Consider the following 22601-nt stretch of genomic DNA (forward strand, 5'->3'; position numbering starts at 1 on the left):
TCCGGTCCGCTGCGGAGGTATTTCGGGTTCAAACAGCTCAATCAGAACTGAAAAAAACGGGCCACCTTATTTCGGCGGCCCGTCTGAGATCACATCGTTTCGCCTGAGTTCGAAATTCGATTTCAGACTGCAGCCGAAATTATCTTACACTGCCTTCAACGTTGGCCAACTTACCACCTTCGGTGCTTTCACTGCGAGTGACAAGTACCTGGGTTGTGAGCATCAGGCCTGCGATTGAGGCGGCATTTTTCAGTGCGTTCTTGACAACCTTGGCAGGATCGATGATGCCGGCTTTGAACATGTCAACATATTCGCCGCTGTAGGCATTGTACCCGTGAGCGCCACTCAGCGCTTTCACTTCATCAGCGATCACAGCACCGTCAACACCGCAGTTTTCTGCGATCTGACGAATCGGGCCTTCCAGGGCACGGGCAACAATGTTGATGCCGATTTTCTCGTCATCGTTCTTGCCTTTGACCTTAGTGACCGCTTCAATGGATCGCAGCAGAGCCACGCCACCACCGGGAAGAATACCTTCTTCGACAGCAGCACGAGTTGCGTGCAGGGCATCTTCCATACGGGCTTTGGTCTGTTTCATTTCTGCTTCGGTGGCTGCACCGACAGAAATGATGGCGACGCCGCCGGTCAGTTTGGCCAGGCGTTCCTGGAATTTTTCGCGATCGTATTCGCTTTCGGTCTTCTGCAACTGTCCGCGGATCTGGGCGACGCGAGCCTGCAGGGCTTCGGTATCGCCGGCACCTTCGATCAGAGTGCAGGAGTCTTTGGTGATTTCGATCTGCTTGGCCTGTCCCAGTTGGGCCAGTTCGACAGATTCGAGTTTGATACCGAGGTCTTCTGAGATCACGGTACCGCCGGTGAGCACAGCGATGTCAGCCAGCATGGCTTTACGACGGTCGCCGAAGCCAGGAGCTTTCACGGCAGCGATATTCAGAACACCACGCAGTTTGTTCACAACCAGGGCGGTCAGCGGCTCACCTTCGACATCTTCAGCGATGATCAGCAGGGGTTTACCGGTCTGAGACACTTTTTCCAGCAGTGGAACCAGATCCCGCAGGGCGGAGATCTTGGATTCGTGAATCAGAATGTAGCAGTCTTCCAGGATGCATTTCATGCCTTCGGTGTCAGTCACGAAGTAGGGAGAAATGTAACCTTTGTCGAACTGCATCCCGTCAGCGAAGGAGAGAGTGGTTTCGTTCCCCTTACCTTCTTCAACGGTGATCACACCATCGCGGCCGACTTTTTCAACCGCATCAGCGATGAGATTGCCGATCTCGTTGTCGTTGTTGGCGGAGATGGCACCGACCTGGGCGATTTCTGCTTTGTCAGTTACCGGCTTGGCCAGGGCTTCAATGGCTTCGACAGCCGCTTCAACGGCTTTGTCGATTCCACGACGAACGACCATCGGGTTGGCACCCAGTGACAAACCACGCAGACCTTCGGTGTAGATGGAACGAGCTAATACTGTGGCAGTGGTCGTACCGTCACCAGCGATATCACTGGTCTTGGTTGCGACTTCATTGACCAGTTTGGCTCCCATGTTTTCGAAGGGGTCTTCGACTTCCACTTCTTTACTGACTGTAACACCGTCTTTGGTGACCACGGGGTTACCAAAGTTTTTATCGATGATCACATTGCGCCCGGTGGGGCCCATGGTGATGGCTACAGCGTCGCTGATAGTTTGCACGCCTTTTAGCAGCTTGGTACGTGCGCGATCTTCAAACAAAAGTTGCTTTGCCACGCTTATTGACTCCTCTGTTTAACAGGAACGAACATTTGATCGGATTGCTCCGTTCTCCCCTGCGTGATTTTGGTTTGAATTAGATTCTCAACTCAGAGCAGAGACTGAAGTGTGTCAGACACATTCAGTCTCTGTCCGGTATTCCGATAAAAGTACGTTCTTTATTTCATGATTTTGGCGAGAATGTCGCTCTCGCGCAGAATCTTGACTTCCTTGCCGGAAACTTCGATGTCAGTTCCGCCGTATTTGCCGTACAGAACTTCGTCGCCGACTTCAACGGCAACCGGGCAGCGTTCGCCACTTTCCAGCAGACGTCCGGGACCAACGGCGATCACGGTGCCACTCTGAGGCTTTTCCTGTGCCGTGTCAGGCAGGACGATACCACCGGCAGTGGTTTCTTCAGCAACATTGGGTTCAATAACAATGCGGTCATCAAGGGGATTCAGTTCCATTAAGTTAACTCCCGATTATTCCAGTAAGTCTGGTTGTATTTGTGAAGCCGGGATTCAGACCCGGGATAAATTGTTACAAACAACAGGCGGGGCCTGATAAAGACCCCCGATCAATCTGCGGAGAGATCGATGATACGAGGTTAGAAGCCTCCCATGCCGGGCATTCCCATTCCGGGCATTCCACCGCCCATTCCAGGCATGCCACCCATGCCGCCCATTCCACCCATGTCGTGGTGGTCGTCATGATGATGATCGTCTTCTTCTTCCTGAGGTTCTTCAACCACGATGGAATCGGTTGTCATCAGCAGGCAGGCGACGCTGGCTCCGTTCTGCAGAGTGGAGCGAACCACTTTGGCAGGGTCCACAACGCCGAACTCAAACATGTCGCCGTAGCGATCATTGAGGGCGTCATAACCGAAGGAAGCACTCTTGTCTTTCTTGACGCGGTTGCTGACAACCGAACCGTCCAGACCGGCGTTTTCAGCGATTGCACGCAGAGGCATTTCCAGAACTTTCTGAACCAGAGATACTCCCAGAGCCTGGTCGCCGGACAGTTTCAGGCCTTCCAGGGCTTTGGCAGATCGCAGCAGGGCGATTCCACCACCGGGAACGATCCCTTCTTCGATGGCGGCACGCGTAGCGGCCAGAGCATCGTCGATGAGGTCTTTGCGTTCTTTCATTTCGGTTTCAGTTGCAGCACCAACATTGATCTGAGCAACGCCACCGGCCAGTTTAGCCAGACGTTCCTGCAGTTTTTCGCGATCGTATTCGCTGTCAGTAACTTCGATTTCTGCCCGGATCTGCTCGGCACGACCGTTGACGGCTGCCTTGCTTCCGGAACCGCTGACGATGGTGGTGTTGTCTGAGCTGACGTGAATCTTCTTGGCCTGTCCGAGGTCTTTCAGTTCAACAGACTCCAGTTTGATTCCCAGGTCTTTGAAGATAGCACGGCCGCCGGTGAGGACAGCAATGTCTTCCAGCATGGCTTTACGCCGATCGCCGTAACCGGGAGCTTTCACGGCACAGACTTTGAGGATGCCCCGCAGCTTGTTGACGACCAGAGTGGCGAGTGCTTCGCCTTCGATGTCTTCAGCAATGATCAGCAGCGGAGAACCATCTTTAGAAATCTGTTCCAGCAGCGGAACGAGTGTCTGAGCAGAGCTGATCTTTTCTTCATAGATCAGGATCTTGGCCCGTTCCAGGTCGCAGGTCTGATTGTCTTCGTCGGTGACGAAGTGTGGAGACAGGAAGCCGCGTTCGAACTGCATGCCTTCTACCAGATCGACATCAGTGGTGACGCCACGTCCTTCTTCGACAGTGATCACGCCATCAGCGCCGACCTTCAGCAGAGCATCTGCCAGGATTTTGCCGATTTCCGGATCGTTGTTACCGGCGATGGTCGCAACAGTCTGGATGGCTTTCTTGTCATTCCCTTTTACTTCTTTGGAGATCTTACCGATCTGTTCGACAACTGCCTCAACAGCTTTCTGTACCCCACGGCTGAGAGCCATCGGGTCTGCGCCGGAAGCGATGTACTTCAGACCTTCCCGGAAAATGGCTTCTGCCAGTACGGTTGCTGTTGTGGTGCCGTCTCCAGCAACATCGTTTGTTTTTGATGCTGCTTCTTTCACCAGTTGGACGCCCATGTTTTCAAACGGGTCTTCCAGTTCGATGTCTTCGGCAACAGTCACGCCGTCTTTGGTGACCTTCGGGGTTCCCCAGCCTTTGTCCAAGACAGCATTTCGCCCTCGCGGCCCAAGCGTACTGCTTACAGCCCGCGACAATTTAGCGACTCCTGCCAATAAACTCTTTCTGGCCTCTTCGTCAAAGCTTAAAAGTTTTGCCACAGTCTCTCCTCAACCAGCAATAAATGGCCAATAATTTTGCCCATGACCACGATGATCTCTCACACGCCTCGTGCCGCGCTTCCTGTTGATCACAGGGGGCCGGTGTGTGAGCACAAATAGGTGTAAGTACGACAAAGATGGCAGGATCCAGGCTGGACCCTGTCCATGTCGCCCAGTAAATGCAATCATCATGCCAATCGGAAGGTGGCGTTGTAAGATGATATATAGCAGCGGTTAACGGAAATCGCTTATTGGGAGAGACTGACATCGACTGCCAACTTGGCAGAGAATTTGTTGCTGTCAGGTCAACTGCCGGAGAGTCACAGGCAGGGAGCTTGCAGGCACTGTCAAAACTAACAGAGTGTCGAGTTTCCGCTCTGGACAGATGCCGGAGTGTTGATGCGAGGCAGCGGGTGCTTAATCCGCAGGCAATGTCCGGTGATATTGCCTTATTAATCTGCATTCGAATTGATGGTCCCACTCACTTTCCGTAAATATTAATTTAATATGAGATGATATAAAGCATTGCATGAAATATAGATAAGGTTTGTTGTAACTGTCGCAAATCAGATTGAGGCACACTGTTTGCAATATGTCCTTACACCAAATTAAGTGCTCATTTTATTGATTGGTATTTAGGGGTCACGATCAGAAGAAATTGATAGTCCAAACAGTAGATTAAACAACATCTGACGAAGACTCCGGGAAAGGTTTGCGACAAAATGAATTGGAAACATGCGCTCATGGGCTTGACGGCAAGCCTTGTCGTTGTATTGGCAGTATCACAGCCAGCTTGGGCTTATCAGGACGAAGCAGCTCCTGAAGAGAAACCAGCCGCAGCAGAAACTGCAGCCCCTGCTGAGACAACAGAAGAAGCACCCGCAGAAGAGGAAGCTCCTCAGCTTTCATTATCAGAGCTTTACTACGCACTTGATAACAGTATGTTATTCCTCTGTGCTGTTCTGGTGCTGTTCATGCAGTCTGGCTTCGCTATGGTCGAGTCCGGATTCAACTCTTCCAAAAATACCATCAACATTCTCTTTAAGAACTTAATGGATGTCTGTGCCGGCGTGCTGGTTTACTACGCTGTCGGTTACGGTCTGATGTATCCAGGGGATGCCGGTAACGGTTACTTTGGTTTCGCACAGTTCGGAATCGGCGAAGCCGGAGACCCAGGCCCAGGAGTTCTGCATCCACAGGTTGACTTCCTGTTCCAGGTTGCCTTCGCAGCGACTGCTGCCACCATCGTCTCTGGTGCAGTTGCCGGTCGTCTGAAATTCAGCTCTTACCTGATCTACAGTATCATCCTGACCGGTATCATCTACCCAATCAGTGGTTACTGGAAATGGGGTGGTGGCTGGTTGGATGCCATGGGCTTCTACGACTTTGCTGGTTCAATTGTTGTGCATGCTGTCGGTGGTTTCGCCGGTCTGGCTGGAGCAATTGTCCTCGGGCCTCGGATTGGTCGCTTCAAAGACGGCAAATCGGTTCCGATTCCTGGACACAATATTGCTCAGGCAACACTGGGTGTCTTCATCCTGTGGGTAGGCTGGTACGGGTTTAACCCTGGTAGTCAGCTGGCCTTCGCTGGAACTGACAACACCAACGCTGTGATGCTGATTGCTACCAACACAACCCTCGCTGCAGCCGCCGGTGGTGTGGCCGCAATGATCCTGGGGTGGATCATGTACTCAAAACCTGATATCTCCATGGCCCTGAACGGTGTTCTGGCCGGTCTGGTAGGTATCACCGCTAACTGTGACAGTGTCTCTAACATCGAAGCAATTGTCATTGGTGTGGTTGCCGGTCTGCTGGTTGTCTTCGGTATCCTGGCACTGGAAAAACTCAGAATCGACGATCCCGTCGGTGCCTTCCCTGTCCACGGTCTGTGTGGTATCTGGGGTGGTGTCGCCACCGGTATCTTCGGTGACTACAACATCGTAACCCAGGTGATTGGATCTGTTGTGATCCCGGCTTACGCCTTCATCACCATGTTTATTCTCTTCATGTTCCTGAAAGTCATCGGACAGCTCCGAGTTTCTGAGGAAGATGAAATGAAAGGTCTGGACCTGTCTGAGCACGGAATGCAAGCTTACCACTAGTCCAACCTGATGTGAACACTGGTACTTTGCAGGAGGTACCGTAAAGTGTGACTGACTGATGGCTTGAGAAATGAGTTCTCTCGCCATCAGTTTTTTTATGCGCGGTCAGTAATACAGGAGTAATTGCTGGTGAAGAAATTTCCCTGAATCCTTGTGAACCGGCGATCGCTTGCTTAATGTAACTGAAAGGTATTCAGATGTGATTAATCCTTTCGAGCCTGTGTTCGCCTCAAGGAGTGTGGAAATGGCAAAGTATGTACTGGCGTTAGATCAGGGTACGACATCCAGTCGATCAATTCTGTTTAATCATCAGGGGCAGATAGAGGCCACTTCCCAGGAAGAGTTCGAACAGATCTTTCCCTCTCCGGGGCTGGTGGAACACAATCCCGAGGCGATCTGGGAATCGCAGCTGGCAACCGCCCGCGAAGTGATCGATCAATCGGGGGCGGCGCTCTCCGAGATCGCAGCAATTGGCATCACTAATCAGCGGGAAACGATTGTCCTCTGGGATAAGGAGAGTGGCAAACCGGTTTCAAATGCGATTGTCTGGCAGAGCCGGCTGACGGCCAGCCGCTGCGATCAGCTCAAGGCAGAAGGATATGAAGACCTGGTCCGCGAGAAGACCGGACTGTTACTGGATGCCTATTTCTCGGGAACCAAGATTGAATACCTGCTCAATACCGTAGAAGGCTTACGGGAGCAGGCCCAGGCGGGCAAAATTCTGTTTGGTACGATCGACTCTTTTCTGATCTGGCGGCTGACGGGGGGGAAGGTACATGTGACCGATCCTACCAATGCCTGTCGCACCCTGCTCTATAATATTCATACACACGAGTGGGATGACGAACTGCTGCAGATCTTCGATATTCCCCGTTGCATGCTGCCCGAAGTTAAAAGTTCCAGCGAGGTCTATGGTGAGACCGATCCTGCGCTGTTCGGTGAGTCGATCAAGATTGCTGGTATTGCAGGCGACCAGCAGGCAGCGACCTTTGGTCAGGGCTGTTTTGAACCCGGGGCAGCGAAGAATACTTACGGAACCGGTTGCTTTATGCTGATGAATACCGGCGATAAACCGGTGCTTTCGCAGAATGGTCTGCTGACCACAATCGGCTGGAGCATCAATGGCAAAGTGACTTACTGTCTGGAAGGATCCATTTTCGTGGCCGGGGCAGCAATCCAGTGGCTCAGGGATGGACTGCAGATCATTGAGTCTGCTTCTGAAATTGAGGACCTGGCAGCCCAGGTGGAAGATACCGGCGATGTCTTCTTCGTCCCTGCCTTTGTGGGACTGGGGGCACCCTATTGGGATCAGGATGCCCGCGGAACTCTGATTGGTCTGACGCGGGGCGCTACCAGAGCCCATGTTGCACGGGCGGTCCTGGAGTCGCTGGCATACCAGACCTGCGATGTGCTGCACGCCATGGAGCAGGATTCCCAGATCAAGTTGAAAACTCTCAAGGTGGACGGCGGTGCGGCTGCGAATGGTCTGTTGATGCAGTTTCAGGCGGATATGCTCGATGTTCCCGCGCAGCGACCGGTGGTCCATGAAACAACGGCTTTGGGGGCCGCCTATCTGGCAGGCCTGGCTGTTGGCTTCTGGCACGATCAGGCAGAGGTGACCCGCAACTGGGCTCTCGATGCAGAATACCAGCCGCAGATGGAGGCCTCGCGACGTGAGGAATTATATCAGCGCTGGAAGCAGGCGGTGGAACGTTCGCGAGACTGGGTCTAATCTGATTGATTCATGCGGAAGTCAGCCGGGCTTTCATACATTGCTGGTAGGCAGTCGCGCCAGGTTTTGGTCGGTTCCGATGATGAGCAGGATGTCTGATTCCTGAATCTGATAATCCGGGTGAGGTACACAATCTGTCGTATAAACCTTCCCCGTATTCTTTTCGATTTCCGCGGAATTCCGTTTACGAATGGCGACCACATTCACGGAATATTTGGAACGCAGCGCCAGCTCGGTCAGGTTTTTACCAACAAACTCTTTGGGGGTCATCAGCTCGATCATGGTATAGCCGTCGCCGACCTGGATGTAATCTTCCAGATGCGGATTGGCCAGCAGTCGTGCGAGGTGTGCACCCGCCTGAATCTCGGGCTGGATCACATCGGTTGCACCGACCTGGGTAAAGATCTCCGCGTGAAACTTTGACTGGGCACGACAGATGATCTTGGGGACGCCCATCTTTTTAATGATCACTGTGGTCAGCAGTGCCGATTCGAAATTTTCCCCGATCGAAATCACGCAGGCGTCGACTTTGTCTACATCCTGACTTTTGAGCGCGAGTTCATCGGTGGAATTCAGACGGACTGCAACTGCGACATCATCTTTGACCTCATTCACCAGCTTGTCCGAATGATCGATGGCGATGACTTCCACTCCGCTGGCTCCCAGACGTTTGGCGAGTTCGGTACCAAAGCGGCCCAAACCGATGACTGCTACTTTAATCACGGGATCAGTTCTCCTCTGGAGGATGAGTTACTTTAGATGATTTGAGTTCAGGGTTCTTGTTACCCGAGGTTCACAGGCTCTTCCGGGTAGTGATATCGATAGGCGGGGCCACGATTTGAGAGTGCGATTAAAGCCGTCAATGGGCCGACGCGACCGATAAACATCGTAATTATGATCACCCAGTGCGACGGTGTCGTCAAATCCGCGGTGATGCCCGTCGAGACGCCGACCGTAGCAAAGGCACTGGTTGCTTCAAACAGATGATCCAGAAAGATCGCCTGGTTGTTTTCGAACATGACAATCAGCAGTGTCGACGACATCAGTACCAGAATTCCCAGTGAGATGATCGTCAGCGAACGGTGGATCAACGTGCTGGGGATAGTGCGTCCCATGATTTCAACCCGGTCTCTCCCTTTCAGCAGCGACCAGACCGAAAGGATGGACAGGGCAAAGACAGCCGTTTTCACGCCGCCCCCCGTTGAACCGGGAGACGCGCCAATAAACATCAGCAGTACGGAAAACAGCTTGGTCTGCGGTTGGTAGGCACCCAGGTCAACAGTATTAAAGCCGGCTGTTCGAAAAGTTACTGACTGGAACCAGGCGGAATTGAGCCGCTCTCCAAAGGTGAGATCATCGGAGGCATGGATTGATTCCAGCAGGTAGATGCCGACAGTGCCCCCGATCAGAAGAAAGAGGGTGGTGAAAAATATCAGGCGTGAGGAAATCGTGAGCCGGACTTTCTGTGTCGGGTGATGAAAGAGCGGCTTGCGGATCCTCAGGTTTGAGAAATGCGTAATGCCGTACAGCATGAAATTGTAATTTACAGCAAACCCTAACCCACCGATGATGATCAGGGCGGGAATGACGCCCCAGATCTCCCAGTGATGTCCCATGCCCAGGAAGCCGTCATCCATCAGGCTGAAGCCAGCGTTACAGTATCCACTGATCGAATGAAACAGGCTGTAATAGACGCGTTCGGTGAAAGGCAGTTCGGGCCAGAGTCCCATCAGGCAGGCCGCACCGAGCAGTTCGGTAAAAATCGTAATCCCCAGGATGGCCAGCACCAGACGGCGGATGTCACCGCGCTGGCTGGACTCCAGCATCTCGCTGAAAGTGACGCTCTCCCGGATCTGCATCGATCGCCCGAATGCTGCTGCGAAGAAGGCACCAAAGGTCAGGATGCCGAGTCCGCCGATCTGGAACAGGAACATGATAATAGTGTGCCCCGTGCGGCTCCAGTAGGTTCCTGTCGGAACCACGATCAGGCCTGTAACGCAACTGGCACTGGTTGACGTGAACAGGGCGACCAGAAACGGAGCACCTTCCGTCGTTTTTGCAGCGGGATCCTGAATGCGAGCCGAGGGAAACATGAGTAAAATCGTTCCCACGGAAATCAGCACCAGGAAGGACGTCACCACAATCAGGGCGGGGTTCCAGCCGCGTGACGAGACACGCCGGATTAAGAGAACCGTCTCGTAGAGGCTTCTCAGGATGATGCAAAATTCGGAGATACCCAGGATCAGATTCAGTCGGGTCGGGGCGTCAGCGGGCAGCAGGTCATGCAGACTGATTATCAGCAGGCTGGCGATCAACCAGAGCCCGCAAAAAAAGAAATGAGCCAGGTGGGTTTTGAAGAACTCTTTCCGGTCCAGATGCCAGCCGTAGCGCAGCATCAGGCTGATCGTGAAATAGCTCATGGCCACGATGATCGCGGCACCCAATTCCCAGTGAACAACGGTGGTAATCTTCAGCAGTCCATGTAGAATGACTGTGGAGATCAGGCCGACGATCAGCGCAATAATTTCCAACCGTCTCAGCCTGCGGCAGCGGCGGGGATGGTGTGTCTTATAGTGGATGCGGCTGGGGAGATGCGACAGAGTCATTTAGCGCGTAAGTATTTCAATGAAATAATTTTATGAAGACCTGTTCAGATTTTATTCGTAATCAACGTCAATTGAAACAGTGAGATTATGGTGCGCGATTTTATTTCCGAAAGTTTGACTCATGACCCGATTCATGGGTATATCCCGTTTACTTCCAAAACCGGGATTCCCGATGACGAGGTCTCCGAGCAGGAAATCATCGACCATCCCTGGGTCCAGCGACTCAGGCACATTCACCAGCTTCAGACCGCCTGGTGGGTTTTTCCCTCAGCTGAGCACATGCGGTTTCAGCACGTGTTGGGAGCCATGCATCTCTCGTCGGTAGCAATTAACGCCTGGTATGATTCCTTGAGCAGCGCCTGTCGCAATGTGCCTTCCCTGCCTTACGTAGAGAGCCTGGTTCGGCTGGCAGCGCTGCTGCACGATGTGGGGCACGGCCCCTTCGGGCATTTCTTCGACGACCATTATCTGGATCAGTACAATCTCACACATGAAGATATTGGCGCCCATATCATCGAACATGAACTGGGAGACCTCATTCGCGGGATCCGCCGGAATCCGAACGGTCACCTCAATCCGCTGGAAGAACTCGATCCCAAGCAGATTGGCTGGCTGATCAGGCGTCCTTCCGGCAATGCAGAGAGCGAGGCGGGAAACCCGGACTGGCTCTGTAAGCTGCGTGCCATGTTCAGCGGCATTTACACGGTCGACAATATGGATTTCGTTCTCCGCGACGCCTATATGTCTGGCTACAATATTCGTGCGGTCGATGTCTCGCGCCTGATTCACTACAGCTTCTTCACTTCCGAAGGGCTCACGATTCACGGTCGGGGCATGACGGCACTGGTCAATTTTATTGAAACCCGCGCGAATCTGTTCCGCACTATTTACTATCACCGCACGGTGCGTGCTCTGGACCTCGCGCTCGAAGAGATCTTTGCCGAGACCATGCAGCACCTGTTTCACGGTAATCCTCTCAAGCATCTGGATGACTATCGCGGGTTTACGGAGTCTTCATTCCTCGTCGATGTCGGCCGCTTTCAGAAGAGTTCGGATCCAGCAGTCCGCGATCTGGGTGAGCGCTGGCAGGGCATTCTTTCGCGTAATGTGGAATGGAAGATGGCCTGCGAGCGTCAGCTCAATTTCCATTCCGGTACTGCAGTGCACACATCGATCTTTTCGGAACCGGAACTGGTCGAAAAGCGGGTCCGCTCCAAGCTTCCCGCGGAGTTGAAGCAGCTCCCGCTGCGGATCGACGTCGCCCGGCATTATCATCGGCCCAGTGGGCGCCTACCCGCCGGTGGACAGAATTATCTGCTCGACCCAGGCACAGGGTTGACTCAGGAACTGCACGATGATGAGCTCTTCCGGGCACTGCCTGTCAGCTTTCTGATCTTTCGCATTTATACGCGAGATCACCTCCATGATTTGGAACTGACTACCGCCTTGAATGCCGCACTCGGGGAAGTTTCGGATTCCAAGACCAATATGTAGCACTCCTGCAGGAGCAGACTTGTACAAGTGTGGCAATGCAGGTGATTCGCTCCGTTCTTTCGTGCTCAGAGAGGCGATGTCTTGAGGGAAAATTCCGGATTTTCCTGCTGAACAGGGCAGACAATGGTCCTGTTATGTCGGTCGTGTCGACTCCGGAAAATCATTGAGAGTGATTTTCCGGCTCAGTCGATAAGTTCAACATGATAGATTTCGAACTGGAACAGATGCTGGAAAATCCCGAATGGAGTCTCGTGCTCAGGCATTACAGCGTCCTGCGACGCGAGACCAAAGAGCGGGATCCCGAATTTGATGGCTGGATCGTACGTCAAAATGAAGTTGACGGCGTCGTTACCGAACGCCTCCCCCGCATTCATGGAAAACTGATCGCGTTCGACCTGCTGAAATTTCAGCTTTCTGGGCGTGACTCCGGGGTTTTTTATAAAGTCACCCGTACTGGTGAGAATATGCTGCCCCGTCTGGAAGAGCAGCTACAAGACCTGCAGGCACAATTGCAGGCGACTGAGGATGCGACAGAGGAAGACGCTCCTCCTGAAGAGCAGGAACTGGCCCGCTCCGCCTGAGAGGCTGCCACGGACTGTAATTCTCTCCCCTCGCTGGAACGAAAAACGGCCCCAATTGTGCAAGACAATGGGGCCGTAGATTTCGTCGTTGCTCCTGGCTGTGACAATCTTAAATCATGTCAGCAGTCAGAGAAGACTCTAGCTCATTATGCTTTTTTAGGAGCAGGAGCGGGAGCTTTCTTTGGAGGAGCTGGTGCTTCTTCTACTTTCTTGGGAGCTGAGTGAGCTGGAGCAGCTCCTTCACAGCTGTTGCAGGGAGAAGCGCACTTGGGAGCTGGTGCACAGCATTTAGGAGCTGGTGCACAGCAGGTTGGTGCAGGTGTGCAAACTGGTGCTGGCTTGCAGCAGGTGGTGCGAACTGGCTTGCAGCAACGTACACGTGCTGGTTTGCAGCAACGAACGCGTTCTGGCTTGCAGCAGCGAACGCGTTTGGGCTTGCAGCAACGTTCACGAACGGGCTTGCAGCATTTTACGCGCTCTGGTTTGCAGCAACGGTTACGGAAACCAAATGCTTCTGCATCTGATACGCTGAAGGTTGCAACGAACAGGGTCATTGCGGCGATCAAAGAAAGTGTGACAGCTTTTCGAATCATGGTGTACTCCTCAGATTCTTAAGAAAGTGGTTCCACTTCGCCGGAAGATAAGTCACTACCTTCATCCCCCAGCGATGTCCCTAAGTCTACGCACCTAGGGAAAACAGGTCTGTTTTTCTGGTTTGGTAAGATTTGCCGGTTACGGCAAATACGTTGATTACAATACCAGAACGAATTACGATGTCAAAGTAAAGCGAACACGAAAAATAAAGTTTCTCTAAAAATCCTTTATTCCCTCAAGTATCGCATTTTAACAGTTTTAGAACTGGTTTTCACGTGTTTGAACACGGTAAATCCGACCAGACCTGTCGGCTCTCACTCAATCCTAGGTCAAAAATAAGGAGACCACCTGAATTCCTGTAGATATTTGGGAAGACTGCGCAAAAAATTCGCTCTGTTGCGCTCGTTGACTCTTTAAGTTTATTTGCTTGCAACCCTCTCGCAGTCAAAGTAAAACCAGATCTGGCTCCCTGAGCTGCTTCAAATAAACTTCTTCAAAATTCACGGATTGTTCAGTGCCGTCATCTGCCTCAGAATCTTCAGCCTCACCATCAGATCAACCACGACTGTGGTACTGTGGGTCCCGTACTATTTCATTTGCTGAGCGGCCATTGTTGATGGGTATTCTTAATGTCACTCCCGACAGTTTTTCGGATGGAGGAGAGGTTACGGATCGGGACGCAGCCGTCAAGAAGGGCTTACGTCTCATTGAACAAGGCGCGGATATTTTAGACATTGGTGGCGAATCGACCCGTCCCGGTTCTGAACACGTTCCCCTGGACGAAGAACTCCGCCGCGTCGTGCCTGTCGTTGAACAGCTCGCGAACGAGACCGACGTCCCGATTTCCGTCGACACCACCAAAGCGGAAGTCGCCCGTCAGTCGCTCGCAGCCGGCGCTGCGATCATCAACGATATCTCCGGTCTCACCTTTGATCCGGAGATGATCCCCCTGGCTGCCGAAACCAGTGCGGGAGTGATCTGCATGCACATCCAGGGAACACCCCAGACCATGCAGGACAACCCGACCTATGAAAATGTCATCGTCGATCTGAAAAACTGGTTCCAGGAACGATTGCAGGAACTGCTCTCGGCGGGAATCGAACCCGGCAGAATCGTCCTCGACCCGGGCATCGGATTCGGGAAAACAGCCGAACACAACCTGCAGATTCTCTCCCACATCCGCGATTTCCAGGATCTGGGTTATCCGATACTCATCGGTCATTCCCGCAAACGCTTCCTGTCGAAGCTGCTGGGCCGCGATGTTGAAGAACGTCTGGCGGGAACGGTCGGCGTCTCCATCGCCCTGGCCAGTCAGGCTGTCGAAATTATTCGCCTGCACGACGTCGAAGCCAACCGCGATGCAATCTCGGCCTGGAAAGCAGTCACCAGCCGCGTCACCTGATTACAAGATACTGATACTCGACTCTCTAACTAACTAATACGGCTCCTCAGGCAGCCCTGCTTCAAGGAAATACACAGCATGAACATCAAACTTCGAACCCGGACACTCCTTCTTTCCCTCTGCTCAATACTGGCGTTTTACACCGTCGCCCGGGCTGCGGATCAGCCTGCTCACAATTTCGACCGCTGGGAAAAGTCCATCGCCCAGTTTGAAAAACAGGATAAGGCACAAGGTATTCAGGAAGACGGTATCCTGTTTGTCGGTTCTTCCAGCATCCGCATGTGGGATCTGAAGAAGTACTTCCCTGAACTTCCCGTCATCAATCGAGGCTTCGGCGGATCTGAAATCGTTGACTCCACCCACTTCGCCGATCGGATCATTCTCAAACACAAGCCCAAAGTCATCTTCCTCTACGCCGGTGATAACGACATCGCCCGCGGTCGCACCGCGAAAGAGGTCGCCGGCGACTTCAAACAGTTCGTCTCCGTCGTCCATCAGGCCCTGCCCGAGACCCGGATTGTCTTCATCGCCGTCAAACCCAGTCTCAGTCGCTGGAAACTGGCCGGCACCATGCAGGAAGCCAACAAGCTGATCAAAAAACAGTGTGAAAAACACGACTATCTGGCGTTCGCCGATGTCTGGGATCCGATGCTGGGCGAAGACGGCAAACCCCGTCCCGAGCTCTTCAAAAAGGATGGCCTGCACATGGAACACGCAGGCTACCTCATCTGGAAGAAAGCGGTCGAACCCTATTTCCCCCAGAACTGATCGCATTCCCGATCATTGCTAAGTTGAATTGATTACAGGGTTTCCACACGCAGTTCATGCGCCGACACGAACTGGTTCAGCTCGCTGCGTGTGAAGATGCCCGCGGTCGCGCCGGTGGCACGCACACAGCTGTGCCCCAGCGCCGATCCATAACGCAGGCAGTCCTCCGGGCTCGCCTCTTCCAGAAGCCCGTGAATGAAACCGGCGACAAACGCGTCTCCGCTCCCCGTCCCATCCACCAGGTCGACCGGATAAATCTCTGACCGCAGCGAACGCTCGGCATCCAGCAGCAGGCTCCCCTGGCCGCCACAGGTGATGATCACCGAATTCGCTCCCGCTTCCCGGAACGCCTCGGCCTGTTTCAGCGGGTCTGTCTCTCCTGTGATCAGTTCCCCCTCATCATTATTAGGCAGGAAATAATCGCTTAAAGGCAGAACCGGCTTCAGCATCGACCAGTAATCCGCTGCCTTCGGCGTCACCACATCCAGCACTGTAATTACTCCTGCAGAGCGGGCCACCTCGAACATGCGGGCGACATTCTCGGGCGAAAGCTCTTCCGACAGACAGTAACCTCCCAGGTACAGAATGCGACAGGAGCGAATCTGCTCCTCCGTGACCGTCTCACCGGTAAACAGGGAATTCGCAGCAACCGAATGAATAAACCGGCGATCCTCACCCTGCACATTAATCACGAACGAACCGCTGGTCGGTAGCGTATCCGACTTCATGATGTACTCGCAGTGCACGCCCGAAGCAGCCAGACTCTCTTCCACGTACTGTCCGAAAACGTCCTGCCCCACAATCCCGGCGATCGCAGCCCGGCGATCCAGTCGTGCCAGGTCCGCGGCGACGTTCGATGCACAGCCGCCAATCGTCAGACTCATTTCGTCTGTCAGTACCAGCTCGCCCGGACGGGGCATATGGTCGATGGCCTTGCACACATGGTCTGCGACGATGATCCCCGCACACAAACAGTCATACCTGGGAGACGACATGAGGATGTCCTTCTAAAGCGCTTCGAAATCTGTGAAATCAGGATGTGTTGCTTATTATGCGGAAGGGGATCAGGAGATCAACACCTAACTGGAATGCAGATGCACAGATTTCATGCTCTGTTCCGAGTCGATCGGCTGGGTGGGACGCACACTCTGTTCGGCCGCGTCTTCCGGGCCGTCGGTCGATTTGGAACGACGCAGGTGTTTCAGCAGTCGCAGCATGATGGGGTAGGTAATCAGGCCGAAGAACGTGCCGACCACCAGCGAGCCGATAATCAACGGCGACCCGACTTCCAGCAGCAGCTGCTTCACCGTTTCCCACCAGCCGCTGAATCCCTCGAACTCCAGAATCCGGGCGAAGTCCTTCTGCGTCAACGAACCACCTACGAACAACGTACCCACCTTATAATCAAACCAGTAGATTGGCACGATGGTCAACGGATTCGAAATGTAGACGGTAATCAGCGACGCGACCTGGTTGAACCGGAACAGCGGACGCGTCAGAAATGCGACACAGACCACCAGCAACATCTGAATGCCCACCGTCGGCGTCAACGCGATAAACATCCCGATCGCGGTTCCCAGGGCAATCGAGTGGGCACTGTCATCCAGCATGAGAATCGAGCGCAAGAGCACTCGCGGGTTCAGGGTCCAGGCTGGTTTGGCAGATGACATAGAATTTCAACAGGCTGCTTGAGGTCGCGTGATCTAAAAACTTGTTCAGAGAACTTTTACAGTCATTTGGATTAGTATATCGGCACAGTTCTGGCAAAATTCCGCAGGTTTATTAAACCTTCAACTTAGGCCGGTCATACCGTTCGATTCGGCTATCCGAATCAAGACGCTTGTAAGTTCTCTCACTTCTGGGGGTGGGACAACGACCCTTTCGGGTTAACGTTTATGTATTTTAGTTAAGGTTTTTCAAATTAGGCAACTCAAATTAACGCCCCAATTCGCACCCCGGCGGAAGATCGTCCCTAAGTCGTGACCGGGCCACAGCATCGGAATTCAGGTGAACAATCATCAGCATTGACTACGACACAACTCTCCCATCACAACAGATGAAAATCAGTGTAGATTTGAATTCCGCTCCGGAAATGGGTATGAAAGTGAGATAAGCGCTTTCTTTATTGATCATTTTCATTTCTGATTCATATTGTCTCCTTCAGGATCTCCTGAATACAGTGCACAACGGAAACCCGCTGATGGTAGAAAATCTGGAAATCTTCGATGTAGAACAGGCAGGCCCTAATCTGGTAGTCACTCCCCTCGGATCGACCCTGCAGTTCCAGTACAGCAACGTTCAGGTCGAAGCCAACAAGGTACTCAGGCTCTTTGACGCCCCTGAGATCAAAAATGTCATCATTGACCTCTCCCGCGTCGACTATCTCGATTCGATTATCATCGGCTCGCTGATCCGCCTCCTGCAACGGGCTCGGCAGACCGGCGGTCAGGCCGTCTTCTGTAACGCCTGCGAGAACATGCAGAATATTCTCAAGTGCATCAAAATCGGCAGCCTCTGGCCGCTGTTCGATACCCGGGACGAAGCGATCGCCGCTGTCACTCCCGCTGCGTAATTGTTCGATTTCTTGTCTGGAAATGAGTTGGGAATGCTGCCGTTCACTGCCGAGGATCTGAAAGCTGTTCGAACGGAAACGTTCATCGAACACCTCGATTATTTCGAGAGCCTCGCTTCCACCAATTCCTGGGCCCTGAACACGCACTGCACACCCTCCCCGGCCGCCCGCGATACCAGCCTGCCCGCCCTCGTCCTCACCGGCAATCAAACCGCCGGCCGTGGTCGAGGCAACAATGCCTGGTGGTCCACTGAAGGAGGACTCACATTCTCCCTTGTCGTCGATGCCAGCCAGCTCGGCATCCCGCTCCAGCAGCAGCCCCTGATTGCGTTGGCAACCGGCCTGGCCGTTTGTGAAACACTCGAGAAACAGGCCCCCGCACATCGGCTCCAACTCAAGTGGCCTAATGATATCTTCCTCGCAGGCAAAAAGATCTGTGGCATTCTGGTTGAAACCACTGCCAGTCAACCCGGCCGCATTGTCATCGGCGTGGGCGTCAATCTCAATAACTCGTTCCTCTCCGCCGAAGCCGAACTGCAGTCGCGAGGTACCTCGCTCTACGAAACGACCGGACAGAAGTTCCCACTCGCCTCCACGCTGATCGATCTCATCAACGCCATCGAAAACCGGCTCTACGATGTCGCGGGTGACCGCGGCGAACTCATGCCCGCCTGGCGACAATACTGCCTGCTCACCGGACGAGACATTCGCATTAACACCGGACGCGAAATCCGGGAAGGCACCTGCCTCGAAGTCGACGACGAAGGTTACCTGATCCTGCAGACCGAGACCGGCCGCGAACGCATTATCAGCGGCACCATCGAACACTTTTAAAGAATCGCCTCCGCCATGAAAAAACTTCTCATCTATCCCGCCATCGACGCCAGACGACTCACCCGCCTCGAGAGCATTTCGAACGAACTCGAAGTCGTCAACGCGCAGAATCTGGATGAAGCGCTGACCGAAATCAAAGATGCCCACGCTTTCTTCGGCAAGATCACTCCCGAACTGCTGGCCGCGGCTGAAAAACTGGAATGGGTGCAGTCCCCCACTGCCAGCCTGGAACACTACATTTTTCCCGAACTGGCCGACCACCCCTGCCAGCTCACAAACATGCGCGGCCTGTTCTACGATGTCATCGCCGACCATGTGCTCGGCTTCGTGCTCTGCTTCGCCCGCAACCTGCATCGCTACATTCGTCAACAGTCCCATTCGGTCTGGCAACCCATCGGCGGCACTGCGGGAAAACCCGACTTCGTCACCGGACCGGGGCAGGTCAGCGAAGTCGACCGCAGCCACATGCACCTCTCGGACTGCACCCTGGGCGTAGTCGGTGCCGGCTCGATCGGTTCCGAAGTCTGCCACCGCGCAGCCGCCTTCGGCATGCGAGTCTGCGCCGTCGATCCCCTCATCCGTGAAGTTCCCGGCGCCGTCGATGAAGTCTGGGACCTCGATCGGCTCAAAGATCTGCTCACCATCAGCGACTTCGTCGTCATCGCAGCGCCGCATACACCGCAGACCGAAAAACTGTTCCGCACGCCCCAGTTCCAGCAGATGAAGAACTCCGGATACCTGATCAACATCGGCCGCGGCGCGATCGTCGATCTGCAGGACCTGACCATCGCACTGCAGAAAGGCGACATCGCTGGAGCCGGTCTGGATGTTTTCGAAGTCGAACCCCTGCCCGCAGACCATCCCCTCTGGCAGATGGAGAACGTCATCATTACACCGCACATCGCCGCCGCTTCGACGCGCGTCCCCGAAAGACACCTGGAAACGCTGCTGGAGAACATCCGCTGTTTCATCAACGGCCAGCCCTTCATCACTCTGGCCAACAAACGGCTCTGGTTCTGAATGAATTCGACTGCACAGCGAACCACCCTGTGGTTTCAGGCAGTGCTCCTGCTGACTGCTGAAGAAACTGCCCTTGATCGACGTCTGCCGAAGCGTATGCTCTTCTCTTCTGGCTCGCGCGCGAGGCAGCTCAGCGTGCACCGGAACACGAGACACCACTGATGCAAAGACACCTGAATCCGCACCGCTTTTCACCAGATTTTCACGAGAGCAATCAGAACACATGCGAAATGTTCCCCCCATCTTGTTCAGGGCAGACCAGGACAGACTCCGGTCAGACAGGGACAAAATCCAGGTCACACCAGGACAAAATCCGGCCACATCGGGACAAAATTCTGTCTTGACCTCCCGGTGCCTTTCGACAGAATCAGACCCATGATCAAAACCGGATGTAGGGGCAGAGCCTGTGTGCCTGCCCGCCTGGCGACCTTCCACTCGAAACAACTTCCAATGGACATCCATTAACAATTCCCCCCTGAGCGGCAAGACGCCCGGTAGCGTTTATTAAATAGTTTTCTACGTGATCATGAGGTCGACAGCGTCAGCTATGTAAGTATCCACCGTGGCCGAAGGTATGCTGTTACTCTTGTTTTCAGGACTTCAACAGCAGAAAAGAAAATGAGCCGCAGCGCATTAGCCCGGGTTGAAACGTCTTAGGTATGAATCGTTCGAATTCAGAAACGCGACACGGCCACAGACAACGCGATCCGCAAATAGCACAAAGAGAAATCCTACGCATCGGCACCAGCGAGGACAGAGAAAATAAAACCAGTGCTGATCCAACACCAGTGAAAAGCAATGATCGCGCGCAGTGTTTAATGAACAACGCGCCGGGTGGTCTCGGATACAATCCGAGATTGCTGCAGGCAACAGGAGATCACAGCACCGGGTGCCACAGTTGGCTTGTCCAACTGTGCTCGTCCAATGCCCTATCACACTCACCCACCGTGAGCGGCAAGGCGCCAGGTAGCGTTTATTAAATAGTTTTCTACGTGATCATAAGGTCGACAGCGTTAGCTATGTAAGTATCCTCCGTGGCCGAGGGTATGCTGTTACTTTTGTTTTCAGGACTTCAACAGCAGAAAAGAAAATGAGCCGCAGGGCATTAGCCCCGGTTGAAACGTCTTTGGTATAAATCATCCGAATTAAGAAACGCTACCTGGCCGCCGGCAAAAAGGAAGACGCAGATCCCAAAATCAGCAGCGAGCGCTATTCCACTCACAGCACCAGGGTAGGCCCGAATAAAATTCGGGCCGAGCGCAGCGAGCAGGAAAGCGACAGTGCAACAGTCCGATTTCAAGAAAAAAACCAACCAGAATTAGTAGGGGCGGTACCTGTGTGTCCGCCCGCCTGGCAAAGATCAACCGGGCATTACCATTTCCAATGGTTCAAGTTCCGAACGCAAATAATAGATAGCCCCGAAAACAAATCGCGCCATTCGTAACCCAGGCATTTTACCAGACCACCATTGAACCCCGCAGATGAAAACAGTTAACCTGTTGATATGGGCATTGATCTTGTGGAAATCTATATGGAGCTCGCCGACCACTTCGGCATCGAAGAAGAAACGTTGGTGCAACAGGACGCCGTCACCGTCCAGAACCTGGTCAACAACATCCTGACCAGACTCACTGCACAGCAATCCCAGCCCCCCGCCGAACTCCCCTCCCGGTCCGAGGTTCAGTCCACCCTGCTTACCATCATCACCCGCGTCACAGGCCACCCGGAATCCGAAATATTACCAGGCACCAGACTGATCGATCTCTGTGACTGAAAAGAGTACTGTGATTTCCCATGAGTACTCAGCCACCTGAATTTTTCGTGCCTTTCGCGTCTTTCGTGGTAGCAAAAACAAAGTTTCTCCAGTGAGCAGAAAAGGTTTCAGCAGCTGTTTTCAGGGTTGAAGATGACCCCATGCTTTTGGGCTCGCTCGCTGACGATTATTTTCAATTCTGTAAAAACGGTAAAATCACCACGTAAAATATCTTCAGCATTTGATTGTATTACATTTTGGAACGAGTTGAGTGTTGAGTTTAATGATTCCTTTATGAAACCCAGCGAGTGAATGGTCTCACTTCCAGAACGGTTCCTTAAGGACAATAAATCAAGAATGTCATAGAACTCATTCGAATTGATTCTGGTTCCGTCCTTTCTGGTGGGTTCAAAATCTCCTTCTGGAAGACGGTATAAGAATCCACTGATACAGTTTTCTCTCAATTCATATTCAAATAAGATTCCAGTGGTATCGTTTTTTGCAAAAGCCTTGGGGGTGCATTCTGAACCGCAAGCATAAAAACACTCAAATCCATACTTGTGTTTTGTGGATTCAAACTCCTCGTTGCATACTTTTGACAAATTTTCATGATCAAACATGGACAGCGACAACCTCGGCTTTTAATGAAACAAAACAGAAACGGTGCCAGATGGCTTTAACAGGTTCCATAAAGTACTCACTCACTTTTCCGAAACAACAGTACCCGCTGCCAGTCAGTGCTGCATGCTTTCGCACGGTGAATCACGTCAGCGTCAGGCAACGCCCGGTGCCACAGTTGGCTTGTCCAAGTGTGCTCATCCAATGCCCTATCACACTCACCCACCGTGAGCGGCAAGGCGCTTGGTAGCGTTTATTTAATAGTTTTCTACGTGATCATAAGGTCGACAGCGTTAGCTATGTAAGTATCCACTGTGGCCGAGGGTATGCTGACCTGGCCCCCTTAACCGCGTCCAGAACTTGATATACTAATCAGGATTCTGGCCCAATTGAGGAGGAGGCAACATGCCCACCAAACGTCATTCATCCGAACAGATCATTTCAAAACTCCGGGAAGCGGAGGTCCA

General features: G+C 53.1%; 19 protein-coding genes. 11 read left to right on the forward strand and 8 right to left on the reverse strand.

What is annotated here, in order from left to right; all coding sequences use genetic code 11:
* Positions 1 to 139: 139 nt before the first annotated feature.
* From groL (RID21_RS30455) to groL (RID21_RS30465), 3 genes are all read right to left on the reverse strand, one after another.
* Complete coding sequence (gene groL, locus RID21_RS30455; protein WP_350195586.1) at positions 140 to 1759, reverse strand: chaperonin GroEL; 1620 nt, start codon at positions 1757 to 1759, stop codon at positions 140 to 142.
* Positions 1760 to 1920: 161 nt separating this feature from the next.
* Positions 1921 to 2211: a co-chaperone GroES gene (locus RID21_RS30460; protein WP_145043434.1), complete on the reverse strand. Its 291-nt coding sequence runs from the start codon at positions 2209 to 2211 to the stop codon at positions 1921 to 1923.
* A gap of 140 nt (positions 2212 to 2351) precedes the next feature.
* Positions 2352 to 4058 (reverse strand): chaperonin GroEL, encoded by a 1707-nt coding sequence (groL, locus tag RID21_RS30465; RefSeq protein WP_350195588.1) that lies wholly within the window; start codon positions 4056 to 4058, stop codon positions 2352 to 2354.
* Between the two features lie 722 nt (positions 4059 to 4780).
* Between groL (RID21_RS30465) and RID21_RS30470 the strand changes: the two genes are divergently transcribed.
* Positions 4781 to 6160 carry an ammonium transporter gene (locus RID21_RS30470; RefSeq protein ID WP_350195590.1) on the forward strand — a complete coding sequence of 460 codons (1380 nt, stop codon included), beginning with the start codon at positions 4781 to 4783 and terminating at the stop codon, positions 6158 to 6160.
* A 244-nt stretch (positions 6161 to 6404) separates the two neighbouring features.
* Complete coding sequence (gene glpK / locus RID21_RS30475) at positions 6405 to 7892, forward strand: glycerol kinase GlpK (RefSeq protein ID WP_350195592.1); 1488 nt, start codon at positions 6405 to 6407, stop codon at positions 7890 to 7892.
* A gap of 33 nt (positions 7893 to 7925) precedes the next feature.
* Here glpK and RID21_RS30480 read toward each other — a convergent pair whose 3' ends face one another.
* Entirely contained in the window at positions 7926 to 8615 is a 690-nt protein-coding gene (locus tag RID21_RS30480) for a potassium channel family protein (RefSeq protein WP_155365634.1), read from the reverse strand.
* 59 nt (positions 8616 to 8674) lie between these two features.
* Positions 8675 to 10498, reverse strand: a complete 1824-nt coding sequence (locus RID21_RS30485) for a TrkH family potassium uptake protein (protein WP_350195594.1) — start codon at positions 10496 to 10498, stop codon at positions 8675 to 8677.
* 87 nt (positions 10499 to 10585) lie between these two features.
* Here RID21_RS30485 and RID21_RS30490 point away from each other — a divergent pair, with 87 nt between their 5' ends.
* The 5 genes from RID21_RS30490 to RID21_RS30510 all read left to right on the forward strand — a co-directional run bounded on the left by RID21_RS30490 (position 10586) and on the right by RID21_RS30510 (position 15337).
* Positions 10586 to 11992 carry an HD domain-containing protein gene (locus RID21_RS30490; RefSeq protein ID WP_350195596.1) on the forward strand — a complete coding sequence of 469 codons (1407 nt, stop codon included), beginning with the start codon at positions 10586 to 10588 and terminating at the stop codon, positions 11990 to 11992.
* Positions 11993 to 12192: 200 nt separating this feature from the next.
* Positions 12193 to 12573, forward strand: a complete 381-nt coding sequence (locus RID21_RS30495; protein WP_149337412.1) for a hypothetical protein — start codon at positions 12193 to 12195, stop codon at positions 12571 to 12573.
* Positions 12574 to 12840: 267 nt separating this feature from the next.
* Positions 12841 to 13188, forward strand: coding sequence for a hypothetical protein (locus RID21_RS30500; protein ID WP_350195598.1), 348 nt, complete (start codon positions 12841 to 12843; stop codon positions 13186 to 13188).
* 595 nt (positions 13189 to 13783) lie between these two features.
* The gene (gene folP / locus RID21_RS30505) at positions 13784 to 14569 is read left to right on the forward strand and encodes a dihydropteroate synthase (RefSeq protein ID WP_350195600.1); all 786 of its coding nucleotides are present in this window, start codon (positions 13784 to 13786) and stop codon (positions 14567 to 14569) included.
* A 78-nt stretch (positions 14570 to 14647) separates the two neighbouring features.
* Positions 14648 to 15337 carry an SGNH/GDSL hydrolase family protein gene (locus RID21_RS30510; RefSeq protein ID WP_350195602.1) on the forward strand — a complete coding sequence of 230 codons (690 nt, stop codon included), beginning with the start codon at positions 14648 to 14650 and terminating at the stop codon, positions 15335 to 15337.
* Positions 15338 to 15369: 32 nt separating this feature from the next.
* Here RID21_RS30510 and RID21_RS30515 read toward each other — a convergent pair whose 3' ends face one another.
* Both RID21_RS30515 and RID21_RS30520 read right to left on the reverse strand, forming a co-directional pair.
* Positions 15370 to 16332 (reverse strand): carbohydrate kinase family protein, encoded by a 963-nt coding sequence (locus RID21_RS30515; protein WP_350195604.1) that lies wholly within the window; start codon positions 16330 to 16332, stop codon positions 15370 to 15372.
* A gap of 84 nt (positions 16333 to 16416) precedes the next feature.
* Entirely contained in the window at positions 16417 to 17007 is a 591-nt protein-coding gene (locus RID21_RS30520; RefSeq protein WP_350195606.1) for a DUF2062 domain-containing protein, read from the reverse strand.
* A 530-nt stretch (positions 17008 to 17537) separates the two neighbouring features.
* On the opposite strand from RID21_RS30520, the gene RID21_RS30525 reads away from it, so the two are divergent.
* From RID21_RS30525 to RID21_RS30540, 4 genes are all read left to right on the forward strand, one after another.
* Complete coding sequence (locus tag RID21_RS30525) at positions 17538 to 17909, forward strand: STAS domain-containing protein (protein WP_350195608.1); 372 nt, start codon at positions 17538 to 17540, stop codon at positions 17907 to 17909.
* Positions 17910 to 17942: 33 nt separating this feature from the next.
* Positions 17943 to 18743 carry a biotin--[acetyl-CoA-carboxylase] ligase gene (locus tag RID21_RS30530; RefSeq protein ID WP_350195610.1) on the forward strand — a complete coding sequence of 267 codons (801 nt, stop codon included), beginning with the start codon at positions 17943 to 17945 and terminating at the stop codon, positions 18741 to 18743.
* Between the two features lie 15 nt (positions 18744 to 18758).
* Entirely contained in the window at positions 18759 to 19763 is a 1005-nt protein-coding gene (locus RID21_RS30535; RefSeq protein ID WP_350195612.1) for a D-2-hydroxyacid dehydrogenase, read from the forward strand.
* Between the two features lie 1531 nt (positions 19764 to 21294).
* Positions 21295 to 21537, forward strand: coding sequence for a hypothetical protein (locus RID21_RS30540; RefSeq protein ID WP_350195614.1), 243 nt, complete (start codon positions 21295 to 21297; stop codon positions 21535 to 21537).
* A gap of 107 nt (positions 21538 to 21644) precedes the next feature.
* Here RID21_RS30540 and RID21_RS30545 read toward each other — a convergent pair whose 3' ends face one another.
* The gene (locus RID21_RS30545) at positions 21645 to 22136 is read right to left on the reverse strand and encodes a hypothetical protein (protein ID WP_350195616.1); all 492 of its coding nucleotides are present in this window, start codon (positions 22134 to 22136) and stop codon (positions 21645 to 21647) included.
* Positions 22137 to 22601: the final 465 nt, after the last annotated feature.

The organism is Gimesia sp. (assembly GCF_040219335.1).
Lineage (GTDB): Bacteria > Planctomycetota > Planctomycetia > Planctomycetales > Planctomycetaceae > Gimesia.